Genomic DNA, 14317 nt, shown 5'->3' on the forward strand with positions numbered 1-14317 from the left:
ATGACGAATATGAAAACGACTGGCTCTACGACAGGAGCAACAGACACAGCTGCGAGTAGTGCACCATTACCCACTTTCCAACAAAACTTGATAGAGGCATTTACCCCTGTACTGGGTGAAGCTGAGACTCAGCAACTTGCCTCTCTAATCTCTTCATTGCCAACTATCTCGGGACAAACGGAATCACAAAGCATCGCGCTTTATGTTGATACGCTTGAAAACCTAAAAGCGAAAAATAACGCGTTTGCTGGTATATCATTGACCGACACCGCATCTGTTTGGATAAAGTCGCTACAAAGTGCTAACTCAGATGGCGAATTAACCGCAGCCGAGTTTAATGCTCAAACAAACCAAACGCTATCAAATCAGTTTCAGGCTTGGTTTAGTAAGTTACTGACGGAAAACGTAGATAGCTCGTTATCTACTGAGTTTGTTAGTCAATTCAATTTGGGGACTCAGAGTAACCAAGCGGAGCAGATCGCCAACCTCTCCGAGACAGGTCTGGCTAATGCCACCAAAGAAATTTCTCTTTTTGTTGCAGAGCTTGCTAGTCAAATGGGCTCCCGTGAAGTGAGAGATGCTTCTATTTCTTTTCTTCGCAATGCCTTTAGTAGCTTAGGTTCCGTTAATCTCGCGCAACTGAAGAGCTCGGATTTTCTGTTGACTAAAGAGAGTTTCGCTCTTCAAGTCTCAGCTCAATTAAAAAGTAGTTTTCAAGGCATCGGTATTACTTTAAGCACCGATGACGCAAGTGCGCTAGCTAACAGAATTACCTGGACTCCTGGTATTTCTAAACAGCAGCTTAAAGAAGCGTTAGATGAAATGGCCGCTCAAGTGAAAGGCCAATATAGCGCAGCTTATGGTGAGGCGAGTGGAACGAACAATCTAAAAGCAGCACTTAATACTGTCATTGGTGGAACTGAGCCTTTGACCCTTTCTAGTCTGTTCGCCAACTTCGCGGTGAGTTTAACAAATATAGAAATCGACGACTTTTACCAGGACAGAGCGATAGCCGATGTCCAAAAGACACAAATAACGGCAGCTCAAGTTAATTTGATCAAAGAAAACACCGAACGAGATATCCGATTACAGTTTGAAAAAATAGTAAAAGGTGAATCTACCGGGGCTTCATTTACTGAGCGATACGAGGCATTGCGCAAGAACTTAGGGGCATTGAAAGAGCGTCTACTCAATATCACCGATAAAGAGAAAGCGGATCGCGAGGTGAGAGCAGAGCACTCTCTAACGGCTCGTGATTTGTTGGCCGTTGTTGAGTCCAGCATTGGAGACCGTTTTGATGAGCAAGTGCTGCTTGCACTAAATGAGCGTCGTGTTAACCGTTTAGAGAAACGTAATGACCAGAAAGAGGCATTAGAGGATCTCACAATACAGCTTAAAGTTTTTGGTGTTGTGCAATCAAAAATTCACTCTACGCAAAGTGTTGATGGGGTTTATAAACCGGGATATCCAGAAAGTAACTTCAAAGCGAGTGACTTTAACTACAGTAATCAAACGGATTTTGAAGCTTCACCTGAGTACAAGTATTTGACGGATAATAAGATAACAAACCATCGAGACTTCCTTCAAACACAAGGTATTACTATCGGTGATGGTGCGTCGTACCAAGACGAAGAGAAGTCGAAAAAACTGTCTAATTTTTCTAGTTCTGTCAGTGCTAAATCCAAGTTGCTTAACGATGAAGTGCAAATCAAAACCACTGAGCTGAACGACACCAGTTCTCAATACAACTCGACCGTTGAAGCGATGAACAAGTTTGTTCAGAAGTACCACAGTATTTTACAAGAAATCCTACGAGCCATTTAAGGATAACCAACCATGACTAAAACAAACGCGACCGATCCATCCCAAATGCAAGCAGAAGAGCTGCTGTCTTTTCTGGAAGAGGGAGGCACGCTAAAAATGTTGCACGATGTGTCTCAGGACACCATCGAACACATTTATGCCGTAGGTTACAACTTTTTCCAATCGGGAAAGATTGAGCAAGCAGCGAAAGTATTTCAATTACTCAGCATGCTTGATCATTATCAGGCGCGATTTTTCATTGGCCTTGGCGCGGCTCGTCAGGAGTTGGGTGAGTATCTGCAGGCAATAGACGCCTACAGCTACGCAGCGCTAGTGGACGTAAATGATCCACGCCCACCTTTTCACTCTGCTGAATGTCACCTGAAACTGGAACAACTGACAGAAGCAGAGAGTGGGTTTTATAGCGCGAAGGAGATGTCTGCCGGAAAATCACAATATGCAGATTTGCATGAGCGTGCAGGCATCATGTTAGAAGCGGTGAGAAATAAAAAGGAGTAATTAGACTATGAGTTCTATTGCACTTGACCGCATCCAGACACAGGTTTATAGCCTTGAATCTGGCCAAGCCACGTTAGATAACGTGCAGAAAACGGCGTCTACAGCGACGCCTTCTGTGACGGTAGAAAACGTGAAGAGTAAAGATGCAGATGTACTGAACACCGGAAAAGTAAAAGTTCAGTTAGATGCACCTAACGCAGCTGTTAGTGACAAAGTGAATGATTTGACGCTAAAAGCCATGGCACAGCTGCAAAAGATCGTCGATACCATTGCAAAATCTCTCCATGCAGTTGCAGACCAAACAGGTTCGATTGCCGTCAAAATCATCGCAGGATCTGCTGATGATTTTGAAGTAGAGCTTGCTGCTATCACGGATAAACTGAAAAGTGCTCAAAACGAGCTGAAAATTCAGGAAGTGAAGGTCGCAAAAGCTAAGCACGAAAAAGAGATGGTGGAAAACCAAGACAAAATCAAAGAATCGGAAGCCGCTGCAAAAGAAGCCCAAAAATCAGGCTTAGCAGCGAAGATCTTTGGTTGGATCAGTGCGGTGGTTTCTATTGTTGTTGGTGCCGTAATGGTGGCAACGGGTGTTGGTGCAGCAGCCGGTGCACTTATGATCGCTGGTGGCGTCATGGGAGCAGTGAGCATGGCGTTGCAAGAGCCAGCCGTTCAAGATGCGCTAAAAGAAGCGGGCGTAAATGTCGATGTGCTAAACAAAGTCGTAATGGCATTAGAAATCGCCGTCGCGGTTATCGGAGCTGTTGTGACGTTTGGTGGTGCAGCTGCTGGCGGTATCGCGAAACTTGCAGCAAAAGGTGCTGGTAAGGTAGCTCAAAAGGTCACGGAAATCGCTACGAAAGCCGCTGCAAACATGGCGAAAGTGGCGGATATGGGCACAAAAGCTGCGACAACAACAGCGAAAGCGATTCGTTATGGCGCAGAAACCGTCGATCTTGCCGTCAATGTGGGTAAAGGCGCAACGGACAGTGTCCATGCTGCTAACAATGCTCACGTGACAGAGATTCAGGCTGATATCACAGACCTTCGAGCCAAAATGACGTTAAGCCAGGCTGTCATTGATAAGCTCAAAGAAGAGATTGGTAAGTTGATGGAAGACTTCCAAGAGCTGATGAGCCTCATCATGCAAATGATTCAAGCGAAAAGTGAAACTATGCAAACGGTGTTAAGCCGTCCTGCAACGGTATAAGGAGTTTATTATGCTAGATAAAGTAGGCGGAACGGGTCGTGGTGAACTATACGGTTTAGGCGATACCATTAAAACCAACAAAGCAAAAAAAGCGCCGGAAACAAAGCTTGAAGCGGGCGCCGTTAAAAGCCAAAGTGAGTCAGGTGTTTCTGGTGCAGCACGCTACCAGTTAGAGACGCCTAAAGCTCCTACAGTGAGTAACCAAGCTCAAGTTGTTGCAAACCTAATGAGCGCTCTTGCACCGACGGTGAGCTCATTAATGAGCACAACGATGAAAGCGCTTAACGGTGAGGAGGTGATCAAGTCACCATCAGATGCGGTATCACAATCGTTGACGCTATTAACATTGTTGTATCAAGTATCAAAGCTGAGCCGTGAGCAGCAAGTGCTACAACGTGAAATTGCTGTTGAAGCAAACGTCGCGAGTTTAGAAAGCCAAGCGGCAGAACTCAACAACTCGGCAAGCGCGATGATCGCGATGGCAGTCGTTTCGGGTGTACTAGCGGGTGCTACCGCAATTATTGGTGCCCTTGGTTCTTTCAAAGCAGGGAAAGAAATCAAGAATGAAATGGCGAGCAATAATGTACTTAAAACGCAAAAAGCTGGCTTCGATCAAGCAGAAGAGTTATTAAATAACAATAGCTTGTCTAAAACGCAGCAAGATCAGGTTAAGCGTGCGCACTCACTAGCGAAAGACAATATCGCAGACACGACAGCGCAGCTGACAAGTGGTGGCCGTAAGTTCGATAAGTTGATGAGCTCAAACCAAGCGAAGAACGCTATTCTTCAAGCTTTGGGCCAGATGGCAAACTCAGCATCGAATGTAGAGCAAACCAAAGCGCAAGCGCGCAGCAAAGATGATGAAGTACAAGCGACTCGCGCACAAGCAGCCAAACAGAAAGCCGATGAAAACATTGGTTTCCAAGAAGGTTTATTGAAAGAGCTACGTGACTTGTTCCGATCTATCTCAGATAGCCAGAACCAAGCGTGGCGAGCATCAGTCCCAACGGTGTAACCATCCGTTTCACTAACTACAAAGCGTTGTTTATACAACGCTTTTTTTATTTCAGCTATATAAAATAGATACGGATATTTACTGGGTGATTTGTTTGTAAAGCAATATAACGTAGTGAGTTACATTGCATAAAAGTTACTGTTTTTGTTGAACTCAGCTCAAAGCTAACAACTTCATAGTAGCCTTGTTGCGTAAAATTAAGTTAAAGTGCCATTATTATTCACAAAAAGTGTGTTTAAGAATTTTTTGTAGTGAAGGGTGTAATTAGATACTCAATAACAAAATATGGTAGTTCGACTGGTGAGTATTTGGGAACAGAATTATATAAAACTCAACTTAATAAGTAGTCGAAGATGGAAGATATCAGTTTAGCATCAGATTTAGTGATTTATCTGACTACGGTTGGAATTTTAGGTATATTTGCTTGGTTTTTGTTTGTTATTTATTTGAAATCCAAGTGGTTGAAGTATCTTGAAGATGCTCTTGATAATGGAGTTCGATACTACACTCTGAATATATTCTTATCAGGTCACGGAGTACTACAATATGGAACTGTTTTTCTGAGCACTTTTCATGCGAAACGATATAAAATGTTAGAGAAGAGGGATAAGGTTCCAATTCATATTCAACGATTGTTTGTTCTCTCATTCGTATTATTTATTTCAAGTACATCATGTCTTCTGGCTGGAGTTATAACTCATCATATTTATATAGAATAAAGGTTATTTAACAAGATTATAGTAATTTGACCTGAGTATTTCTATTTAATAGATAATTTAGAATGGACATATCAGTCTAAAGATTTAATTTTCTAGACTATACGGTTTACGCTTATATAGAGCCATTATATAACGGCAGAATATGCCAATAAAATGGTGATTACTAAGCTAACCGCCAAGGATGAGAACTCAAACGTTATCAAATTGTTAACGGTTGCTATACTTAAACGGTCATCAACACAAGTAAAAGGGATGTTCAATGTTTAAGTTTAAGCAAATCGCACTTGCGGCTTCTTTGGCGGCACTCACAACAGGCTTTTCTGCGTCTGCGGAGGAAACGTTTGTCACGATTGGTACCGGTGGCGTAACAGGGGTTTATTATCCGACTGGTGGCGCTATTTGTCGCTTGGTTAACAAATCGCGAGAAGATCACGGTATCCGTTGTTCGGTAGAAAGTACTGGGGGATCGATTTATAACATCAACACTATTCGTGCTGGTGAATTGGACCTCGGTATCGCGCAATCAGACTGGCAGTATCATGCTTACAAAGGAACCAGTAAGTTTGAAGAAAGCGGGCCTTTTAAAGAGCTACGCGCCGTATTCTCCGTTCATCCAGAACCGTTTACTGTCGTTGCACGTAAAGACGCGAACATCAAAACTTTTGATGATTTGAAAGGTAAGCGCGTTAACATTGGTAATCCTGGTTCTGGTCAGCGAGGTACTATGGAAGTACTAATGAACCAGTATGGTTGGAGTAACGACGACTTTAAGCTTGTCTCTGAGTTAAAAGCAGCAGAGCAATCAAAAGCACTTTGTGATAACAAAATTGATGCGATGATTTATACCGTTGGTCACCCAAGTGGAGCGATTAAAGAAGCCACTACGTCGTGTGATAGTAATATCGTAACGGTAGCTGGACCTAATGTAGAAAAACTGGTTGCAAACAACAGCTTCTATCGTGTCGCAAATGTCCCAGGTGGTATGTATCGTGGCACAGATAGTGATGTTCAAACCTTTGGTGTGGGCGCGACGTTTGTTTCTTCTACTGCGGTACCAGAAGATGTGGTTTATAACGTGGTTAAAGCGGTATTTGAAAACTTCGATGATTTCCGCCGTCTCCACCCAGCGTTTGCAAACTTGAAGAAAGAGGAAATGGTAAAAGACGGTTTATCTGCGCCTCTTCACCCAGGTGCGCTCAAATACTACAAAGAAGTAGGGCTGATTAAGTAAGCGTTACTTTCTCTTATTATTGATGTAAAACGCCATCTTTCTCGATCAATGCCACTCGTTTAACCGCGAGTGGCATATTTCTATTTCTCGTCATCCTGTACAGCGACGAAGGAGCGTGATACAGGATCTTCTATCCGAGCACTTTGTGATCAAAATGGTTTCATTAGCCGCTTAGTGTAGTGTTATTAGATTCCTAACCTCGCTGGAGTGACACAAAAAATCGTTAAGCTATCTGCATTAATCTTTCGCGCTAGCGTTTTTTGTAGGATTGTTATCCACTTGTACAAGTTTTGCTTAAACATAAACATCAATGAAAAAGTAGAGAGTGATGAGAATAGAAGAAAGAGCAACAAACCCTTTAACATGATTAGGATTCAGTTGACGAGAGACACGAGCTGCAAGATACCCACCTACCAACGTACCGACCAAAACAACACTACCTGTGTGCCAGTCAATGGAGCCATTGGCAACAAAAATCACGATAGCAATGAGTGAAACACACGTAGATACGAGCAATTTCAAACCGTTCATTAAATTAATGTCTTGGTGGCCAGCTACTACCAGATAGCTCAGAACAATAACCCCTAAACCTGCGTTGAAAAAACCACCGTAAGCAGAGACACCAACAAGTAGTAAACCCAACGCGATTGCTCCGAGTATGCCAGCATGTTTGTGCTCTTTCGCGACAGTTTTGATTAGCATTGTTAAACGAGAACCGGTGAGAAAAAGCACGGTGGCAAATAAGAGTAACCAAGGGATAGCTTCCATAAATAGCGATTCTGGCGTGTTGAGCAACAGATATGCTCCGACAGCGCCGCCGACTAAACTGAATGAGACTGTGAACAGCAGTTCATGCTTGTTCTTCATGATCTCTTCTCTGAACCCGACGGCTCCACTAATGTAACCCGCACATGAAGCATATGTGTTTGTTGCGTTAGCCATAATAGGAGGAACACCAACTGCCAATAGAGCCGGAAAAGTAATAAAGCTTCCGCCTCCTGCTATGGAGTTAATGATCCCACCAATTACGCCAGCAACGAATAAAAGTGCGAGTTCTAAAAGCATAAACAATCCTTGTTATGTTCTTTTTCATTGTTAGAGCTTCAGATGATCCAACCTACATGCTCTAATGTTCTGATATGAGGTTTACTTTACCCGCTCCAAAACAAAATTGTTCAGTTCTGTAACGTTTTTGATGACATGAACGGCTTTAGTTTGAGAGTACCCCTCGAGGCGAGACATAAAGTCATCATTCCAGAATGCAGGGCATTGCTGAAGAACTTTGTAGCTTTGTAACGTTCCTTTCAGTACCGAACTACCATCAGGCCAACCTTCAGGTTTAATGAAAAGTCCTTTAAGGAGACGTTTCGTCACAAACCAATAGCTTACTGAGTATGGTAGATCAATATAAATGAGAGTATCGGCTGCATCTAAACGAGCGTTAAAAGAGCTGATCGGTCCAAGGCCATCTATAATCCAACGATCTGAGCTTAGTATATTGCTATGGGCTTCATCAAAAACGTTACGCTCAACGGGATCACCGTTTGGTTTATAGACTATTGAATCTAATTGATGAAGAGGAAGACCGGTAGCCGACGCGATTACTTTACTTACCGTCGATTTTCCACTGCCGGGTTTACCAAAAACTGCTATTTTTTGCATTGTGACCGCCTCCAAGAGAGCTTTTCCCATACGGTAGAGACAGAAAACCCACCGTTATGGGTGGGTTCGATAAATACTGAGCGCATCAAAAAATCCCACCATTCCTATGGAATGATGATAATTCGTTGGTTAAGTTGCGCTAAGTGTGTGTTCATACAATCACCTTCATATAACGACAGTGATTTGTCAATACCATCTGCACAATAAGCGAACGATTTGGAGGGCGGAAGATAAAGCCATCACGATGGATGGCTTTATCTAGGTTGAAAGAGACAGCGATTACTGCTCAACGCTGACTGGCTGTGCTTTAAACTTTTGAATCAGCTTTACGATTAGTGGACTTGCCAATACCAATACAGCTAAAACAGTAAAGGTAAGGGTAATAGGACGCTCCCATAAGAAACTCAGTTCTCCATCTGAAATCATTAATGCGCGGCGTAAGTTCTCTTCCATTAATCCTCCAAGGATGAAGCCCAGCAATAAAGGTGCGAGTGGGAAGTTAGCGAGCCGAAGTGCAATGGCAGCCATAGCCACAATCAGCATCACGAACACATCCATAGTATTAAAAGAGACCAAATAAACGCCGGTGATTGAGAAGAATAAAATCATCGGTAGAAGCACCGTTCTTGGAACCGCCAAAAGCTTTGAAATGTACGGAATCAACGGTAAGTTCAGGATCACAAGTACGATGTTGCCGAAGTACATGGAAATGATCACTGACCAGAACACATCTGGGTGTTCAACAAACAGGCGAGGGCCAGGTTGAATACCATAAGCGATCAGCGCACCGAGCATTATTGCTGTTGTACCAGAGCCCGGAATACCAAGCGTTAATAGCGGTACAAATGAACCACTAGATGCTGCATTGTTCGCAGACTCTGGCGCAACCAAACCACGTATACTGCCTTTACCGAACTCATCCTTTTTCTCTTTAGGTGCGAGGTTGCGCTCCATACCATAGCTTAAAAAAGCAGCAATGGTTGCCCCTGCGCCAGGAAGAACGCCAGTGAAGAAACCTAATATTGAAGAGCGAATTGAAACAGGCGCAACATCTTTGATTTCTTCCTTGGTCACTTTCATTGAGCCAATGTTGCTCAGCTTTTCTTGTTCTTCATTGCTGGTGTCTTTTGATGGTTTAAGGATGCCCATCAGTGTCTCACCCAGTGCGAATGTCGCCATTGCAAGCAACAAGAAGCTAAAGCCATCCATTAAATCCGTTAAACCGAAGGTAAAGCGTTCAACGCCTACGCCTTTATCGATTCCAACTGTAGATAGCATCAAACCAAGAATGGTCATCATCCACGCTTTGATTACCTGACCTTTCCCCGCAAAAGCCGCGACTGCTGATAACCCAAGTAGCATCAACGCAAAATAGTCCGACGATTGGAAGCTAAGGGAGACGCTAGCCAATGCTGGTGCGGCAACAAGCAACATAATGGCAGATAGCGTACCGCCAGTGAAAGACGAATAAGCTGCCAAAGCTAATGCTTTACCTGCCTGGCCTTTTTGAGCCATTGGGTAGCCGTCGAATGCTGTGACCACGGTTGAAGAACAACCCGGCGCGTTAATTAAAATCGACGATGTAGAACCACCAAATACCGCACCGTAATAAACACCCGCCATTAAAATAAGGCCAGAGGAGGGCTCTAGACCATAAGTAATTGGGATCATCAAAGCAATGGCTGAGATCGGCCCAAGTCCAGGTAACATGCCGATAAATGTACCGACGAAGCAACCAACGATCACCATCATAATGTTCATTGGCATTACTGCGGTGGATAAACCTTGTAGAATTCCATCTAACATAATTCAGTCCTTTCTTTGGCTACCAGATGGTGAAAATCAAACCCGGTTCGAGATAGATGTCCAAACCTTGAGTGAGTAATAAGTAGAACGCGATCACGAATGGAAACGACGCGCCAAACAGAACGGGTTTACGTCTTTCCCCGAGCAGATAAAAGCCAGCCAATAAAAACAAGCCAGTAGCTATCACAAAACCTAGATAAGTCAGGCCCACGCCGTAGAGCGCCATTAAAATTAAAAAGGCAATCAGTAACTTCCAATTGAAGGTCAGCACTGCGCCACTTTGTTTATCTGGTTGTCCTGTCACCAGCAATAGCAAAGAAAGGCCGACACCAACGTAAGTCAGGATGGTTGGCAGAGTGCGTGCGGTGAATGGTTCATACTCATCACCTGGAAACAATGGAATCTGCGAGGTTTGATAACCGTAGCAAAGACAGAAGAGTAGAAAGATCATTGCGCCGACGCGGTCACGACAGAGCAAGTACTCTTTGGTGAAAAAGTTGGTTGAACGAGGCATATTCAACTCCTAACAAAAGTAAAAAAGACCGCATATGGACGTCAATGAATAAACTAAACCATTAACAATTAAGCATTTCGCTGCTAGTCGAGCCGCTTTGGGTATATAAACAAAGGAGTGTGCATGCCGATTGTCGACAATGTCCATATGCGGTGAAACTTAGAGTGCAAATACAATGGGGAAATACCAACCTACGTTATTCATTGAGGTTGGTATCTGAGGGACCCCAATTCGACTGTTACTTCAGGAAGCCTAACTCGCGCATTAAGTCACCCATCTGTTGCTCTTGATCTTCAAGAAACGCGAAGAATGCTTTATCCGCTTTATAGTTGTCGATCCAACCATTGCGGTCTCGAACGACTTGCCATTCGTCGGTGTTATACATTTTAGTAAATGCGGCATTCCATTCATCTAGCTTTTCTTGGCTTGTGCCTGGTGCTGCAAAGAATCCACGCCAGTTAGCAAAGACAGTTTCATTACCATATTCGGTGAGAGTTGGAATGTTAGGCGCAGCTTCTAAACGTTTTGGTGCTGTAATCGCTAACACTTTCACTTGCCCAGACTTAGACATTTCGAGTACTTCACCTAGCCCTGTAGAGAGCAGTTGTGTTTCGCCTGAAAGTAGGGCAGCCATGGCTTTTCCACCTGCATCATAGGCAATGTAACGAACTTTGCGCGCATCAAAACCTTCACCTTTGAAAGCTGCTGCTATAACCAAATGATCCATAGAACCACGAGCAGAGCCACCAGCAACCTTCACCTTACGTGGGTTTTCTTTAAAAGCTTTAACGACATCTTCCCAAGAGCTATAAGGAGAATCGGCTGATGTAACAATGGCGCCATAATCGGCAACCGTTGCGGCAACAGGTGTCAAGTCGCGGAAAGATTGTGGGAAGATCCCACTGAGCGAGCGAACGACGATCGGTGTTGAGTTCACCATGAGTGTGTCTTCTTGACGATCAGCCGTTTCAATCAAATGTGCGATTGCTTTGCCACCGCCACCACCAGATAGGTTTTGAAATGATACGGTTTCGACGATGTCTGATTTTATTAATACATCACCAGTACCTCGGGCGGTCATGTCCCAACCGCCACCGGCACCTCCAGGGATAAGAAAGTGCATTTTTTCAATATCTGCAGCAAGAGCGTTGAATGAAAATGAAGCTGCGATGATTGAAGCGGCGAGCGTTGGTTTGAGTACCTTTAACATGTTCACGTTCCTTATGTTAGCGACTCTATTTAGTTGAGCCTTATTGTTTTTGCTCAGTTGTCATGCCTTGTAAGCGTTAAAGCTGAACTTGGTGTAAAGGTTAATTAAGTGTTAAATGTCTGTCTGTAAAAGAGATATAAAGAGAATATTGAGCATTTCGGTTATTTTGTTCATAAAGTTCACGGCGAGAAGTTGGTGTTAGGTCACGCGGCTTTACGCTTTGGTAGGCCATAATTAAATGACGGAAAATGAACGAGGAAAAGAGAATGAAAGGGACGTGTTTGTGCGGCGCAATTGAAGTCATCGCTGAGGTTAAAAATGAGGTTAGCCTGTGCCATTGCTCTATGTGTCGAAAATGGTCGAGTGGCGCACTTCATGCGGTGCATTGTGGGCCTAACGTGACGTTTAAGGGGGCCGAGCCAAAGCGTTATCAATCGTCTGACTGGGCGGTGAGAGGTTTTTGTGGCGAATGCGGCACAAACCTTTTCTATCATTTGTTGCCGACAGGTGAGTACATTCTTTCCGCTGGTTTGTTCGATAACCCAGATTTCAAACTCACTTTAGAGATTTTTACCGATGAAAAGCCAGCTTATTATGACCTCAATTCCGCTTCACAAAAGATGACTTCGCAACAAGTCTTTGATCAATTTGTACCTAAAGAATAGTTTTTTATCCGATTATTGTTCGACAGCTGAGCTTTTAGTTTTTAGATCATAAGCTTAAAGGTTTATAAGTTGTCGACAATGTGAACTCACCATTCTTTATTTCTGCTAAAAAAGGCACTTAACGGGCATTTTATGCCCATTTAAATTACGACCTTAGTCTAAATTGTCGACAATTTACTTGATTGTCGACACTTTGATCGACTACTTTATATTCAGGTTAAGAAATTGTAGACATTTCGATGTCGGTAACAAGAGTATCTGAATATGAACTCTGAGTTGAAAGCTCGTTATAAAGTGCTGGGTTCTGAGAAAGAACACACCAAATCCGAAACGCTGACCGAAACACTGATTGAAGTCATTGTTAATGGCGATGTGAAGCCTGGCCATAAGATATCAGAGCCTGAGCTAGCAAAGAAATATCAAGTCAGTCGTGGGCCTTTGCGTGAAGCATTGATGCGCTTAGAGGGGCTAGGGCTCATCGAGCGAATTCCTCATGTTGGGGCTAGAGTGACCACTTTTTCTCCGGAAAAGCTGATAGAACTTTATGCCGTTCGAGAAGCATTGGAAGGCATGGCGGCAAGGTTAGCTGCGCGACACATTACGCAAGAAGAGCTCTTAAGCTTGGAAATGCTATTGTCGACACATTCCAAGCATATAGACCAAATGGAAGGCGCGTCTTACTTCCATCAACATGGTGACTTTGATTTTCACTATCGCATCATCCAAGCGAGCAGAAACAGTAAGTTAATATCTCTGCTGTGTGATGAACTCTATCACTTATTACGGATGTATCGTTACCAGTCGCCACGTGCGCAATCTCGCCCGAATGAGGCGCTCACCGAACACAAATTCATTTTGGAAGCCATTCGCAATCGCGATGAAGAGCTTGCAGAAATGTTGATGAGAAGACACATATCAGGAAGTCGAAAGCTCATCCAATCTCAAATTATACATACAGAAAGTTTAGACAAAGACTAGAAGGAATTCGTCATGAGCTTAACACCGGGAGCGAAATTCAGACTCGCCATTGAACAAAATAATCCACTACAAATTGTCGGCACTATAAACCCGTATTGCGCCATGATGGCAAAAAACTTGGGTCACCAAGCGATCTACTTGTCTGGTGGCGGTATCGCAAATGCGTCATACGGATTGCCGGATCTCGGTATCACAACATTAAACGACGTTTTGGTTGATGTTGACCGCATTACTAACGCATGTGATTTGCCTCTTTTGGTTGATATCGACACGGGCTTTGGCGGTGCATTTAACATTGCTCGCACGATCAAAGCGATGGAAAAAGCAGGCGCGGCAGCGGTGCACATGGAAGACCAAGTCGCACAGAAACGTTGTGGTCATCGTCCGAACAAAGCAATAGTCAGCCAGCAAGAGATGGTTGATCGTGTAAAAGCCGCGGTTGATGCACGCAATGATGAAAGTTTCGTGATTATGGCTCGTACTGACGCGTTAGCTGTTGAAGGCATGGACAGCGCAATCGAGCGCGCGATTGCGTGTGTGGAAGCTGGCGCAGACATGATCTTCCCCGAAGCGATGAACAAGCTGGACCAGTACCTTCAGTTTTCAAATGCGCTTGAGCAAGCGACCGGAAAGCACGTTCCTATTCTGGCGAATATTACAGAGTTTGGCGCGACACCGCTGTATGGCTGCGATGAGCTAGCGAAAGCAAAAGTGGACATGGTGCTTTATCCATTAAGTGCGTTCCGTGCCATGAACAAAGCTGCTGAAACGGTCTACAAACATTTGCTAGAAGTGGGTAATCAGGAAGCACTGGTTGATTCGATGCAAACACGTAAAGAGTTGTATCAGCACCTGAATTACCACGACTATGAAGACAAACTTGACCAGTTATTCTCTGAAGGGAAATAGCGGGGAAAAGCAAAAATAGACGGAAGCCCAAGAAAAAGATAATCGGAATTTATCTCATCTAATAACGTGAAATTCGTTT

The 14317-nt window shown here is 43.8% G+C and carries 14 protein-coding genes; 9 read left to right on the top strand and 5 right to left on the bottom strand.

The annotated features are described in order from the left end of the window. The 6 genes from R8O11_RS11275 (at position 1) to R8O11_RS11300 (ending at position 6494) form a co-directional block, all read left to right on the top strand. Positions 1–1824: a virulence-associated V antigen gene (locus R8O11_RS11275; protein ID WP_318194149.1), complete on the top strand. Its 1824-nt coding sequence runs from the start codon at positions 1–3 to the stop codon at positions 1822–1824. A 12-nt stretch (positions 1825–1836) separates the two neighbouring features. Further along, positions 1837–2322 (top strand): SycD/LcrH family type III secretion system chaperone VcrH, encoded by a 486-nt coding sequence (vcrH, locus tag R8O11_RS11280; protein WP_005377258.1) that lies wholly within the window; start codon positions 1837–1839, stop codon positions 2320–2322. A gap of 7 nt (positions 2323–2329) precedes the next feature. Continuing rightward, complete coding sequence (gene vopB, locus R8O11_RS11285; protein WP_213968092.1) at positions 2330–3529, top strand: type III secretion system translocon subunit VopB; 1200 nt, start codon at positions 2330–2332, stop codon at positions 3527–3529. A gap of 10 nt (positions 3530–3539) precedes the next feature. Continuing rightward, positions 3540–4544, top strand: a complete 1005-nt coding sequence (gene vopD / locus R8O11_RS11290) for a type III secretion system translocon subunit VopD (RefSeq protein WP_258510469.1) — start codon at positions 3540–3542, stop codon at positions 4542–4544. A 353-nt stretch (positions 4545–4897) separates the two neighbouring features. Then, complete coding sequence (locus tag R8O11_RS11295) at positions 4898–5263, top strand: hypothetical protein (protein ID WP_017821699.1); 366 nt, start codon at positions 4898–4900, stop codon at positions 5261–5263. Between the two features lie 259 nt (positions 5264–5522). Beyond that, a complete protein-coding gene (locus tag R8O11_RS11300; RefSeq protein WP_017821698.1) occupies positions 5523–6494 on the top strand; it encodes a TAXI family TRAP transporter solute-binding subunit in 972 nt (323 codons plus the stop codon). 294 nt (positions 6495–6788) lie between these two features. Here R8O11_RS11300 and R8O11_RS11305 read toward each other — a convergent pair whose 3' ends face one another. From R8O11_RS11305 to R8O11_RS11325, 5 genes are all read right to left on the bottom strand, one after another. Further along, positions 6789–7559, bottom strand: a complete 771-nt coding sequence (locus R8O11_RS11305) for a sulfite exporter TauE/SafE family protein (RefSeq protein WP_053350349.1) — start codon at positions 7557–7559, stop codon at positions 6789–6791. 81 nt (positions 7560–7640) lie between these two features. Next, positions 7641–8156 (bottom strand): adenylate kinase, encoded by a 516-nt coding sequence (locus tag R8O11_RS11310; protein ID WP_053307019.1) that lies wholly within the window; start codon positions 8154–8156, stop codon positions 7641–7643. 279 nt (positions 8157–8435) lie between these two features. Continuing rightward, complete coding sequence (locus R8O11_RS11315) at positions 8436–9962, bottom strand: tripartite tricarboxylate transporter permease (protein WP_005377271.1); 1527 nt, start codon at positions 9960–9962, stop codon at positions 8436–8438. 19 nt (positions 9963–9981) lie between these two features. Then, on the bottom strand, positions 9982–10476 hold the full coding sequence (locus tag R8O11_RS11320) for a tripartite tricarboxylate transporter TctB family protein (protein ID WP_005377273.1): 495 nt from the start codon (positions 10474–10476) through the stop codon (positions 9982–9984). A 238-nt stretch (positions 10477–10714) separates the two neighbouring features. Continuing rightward, positions 10715–11686 (bottom strand): tripartite tricarboxylate transporter substrate binding protein, encoded by a 972-nt coding sequence (locus tag R8O11_RS11325; protein ID WP_005388181.1) that lies wholly within the window; start codon positions 11684–11686, stop codon positions 10715–10717. Positions 11687–11952: 266 nt separating this feature from the next. Here R8O11_RS11325 and R8O11_RS11330 point away from each other — a divergent pair, with 266 nt between their 5' ends. The 3 genes from R8O11_RS11330 (at position 11953) to prpB (ending at position 14238) form a co-directional block, all read left to right on the top strand. Beyond that, the gene (locus R8O11_RS11330; protein WP_005377278.1) at positions 11953–12351 is read left to right on the top strand and encodes a GFA family protein; all 399 of its coding nucleotides are present in this window, start codon (positions 11953–11955) and stop codon (positions 12349–12351) included. A 264-nt stretch (positions 12352–12615) separates the two neighbouring features. Further along, positions 12616–13329 (top strand): GntR family transcriptional regulator, encoded by a 714-nt coding sequence (locus R8O11_RS11335; protein ID WP_005377279.1) that lies wholly within the window; start codon positions 12616–12618, stop codon positions 13327–13329. 12 nt (positions 13330–13341) lie between these two features. Continuing rightward, positions 13342–14238: a methylisocitrate lyase gene (prpB, locus tag R8O11_RS11340; RefSeq protein WP_005388185.1), complete on the top strand. Its 897-nt coding sequence runs from the start codon at positions 13342–13344 to the stop codon at positions 14236–14238. Positions 14239–14317: the final 79 nt, after the last annotated feature.

This window comes from Vibrio sp. 1288, assembly GCF_033344475.1.

Coding starts and splice junctions, on each gene's coding strand:
- vopB (WP_213968092.1), top strand. CDS start 2,330: ATGAGTTCTATTGCACTTGACCGCATCCAGACACAGGTTTATAGCCTT.
- prpB (WP_005388185.1), top strand. CDS start 13,342: ATGAGCTTAACACCGGGAGCGAAATTCAGACTCGCCATTGAACAAAAT.
- R8O11_RS11315 (WP_005377271.1), bottom strand. CDS start 9,962: ATGTTAGATGGAATTCTACAAGGTTTATCCACCGCAGTAATGCCAATG.
- vopD (WP_258510469.1), top strand. CDS start 3,540: ATGCTAGATAAAGTAGGCGGAACGGGTCGTGGTGAACTATACGGTTTA.
- R8O11_RS11320 (WP_005377273.1), bottom strand. CDS start 10,476: ATGCCTCGTTCAACCAACTTTTTCACCAAAGAGTACTTGCTCTGTCGT.
- R8O11_RS11325 (WP_005388181.1), bottom strand. CDS start 11,686: ATGTTAAAGGTACTCAAACCAACGCTCGCCGCTTCAATCATCGCAGCT.
- R8O11_RS11330 (WP_005377278.1), top strand. CDS start 11,953: ATGAAAGGGACGTGTTTGTGCGGCGCAATTGAAGTCATCGCTGAGGTT.
- R8O11_RS11295 (WP_017821699.1), top strand. CDS start 4,898: ATGGAAGATATCAGTTTAGCATCAGATTTAGTGATTTATCTGACTACG.
- R8O11_RS11275 (WP_318194149.1), top strand. CDS start 1: ATGACGAATATGAAAACGACTGGCTCTACGACAGGAGCAACAGACACA.
- R8O11_RS11305 (WP_053350349.1), bottom strand. CDS start 7,559: ATGCTTTTAGAACTCGCACTTTTATTCGTTGCTGGCGTAATTGGTGGG.
- R8O11_RS11335 (WP_005377279.1), top strand. CDS start 12,616: ATGAACTCTGAGTTGAAAGCTCGTTATAAAGTGCTGGGTTCTGAGAAA.
- R8O11_RS11300 (WP_017821698.1), top strand. CDS start 5,523: ATGTTTAAGTTTAAGCAAATCGCACTTGCGGCTTCTTTGGCGGCACTC.
- R8O11_RS11310 (WP_053307019.1), bottom strand. CDS start 8,156: ATGCAAAAAATAGCAGTTTTTGGTAAACCCGGCAGTGGAAAATCGACG.
- vcrH (WP_005377258.1), top strand. CDS start 1,837: ATGACTAAAACAAACGCGACCGATCCATCCCAAATGCAAGCAGAAGAG.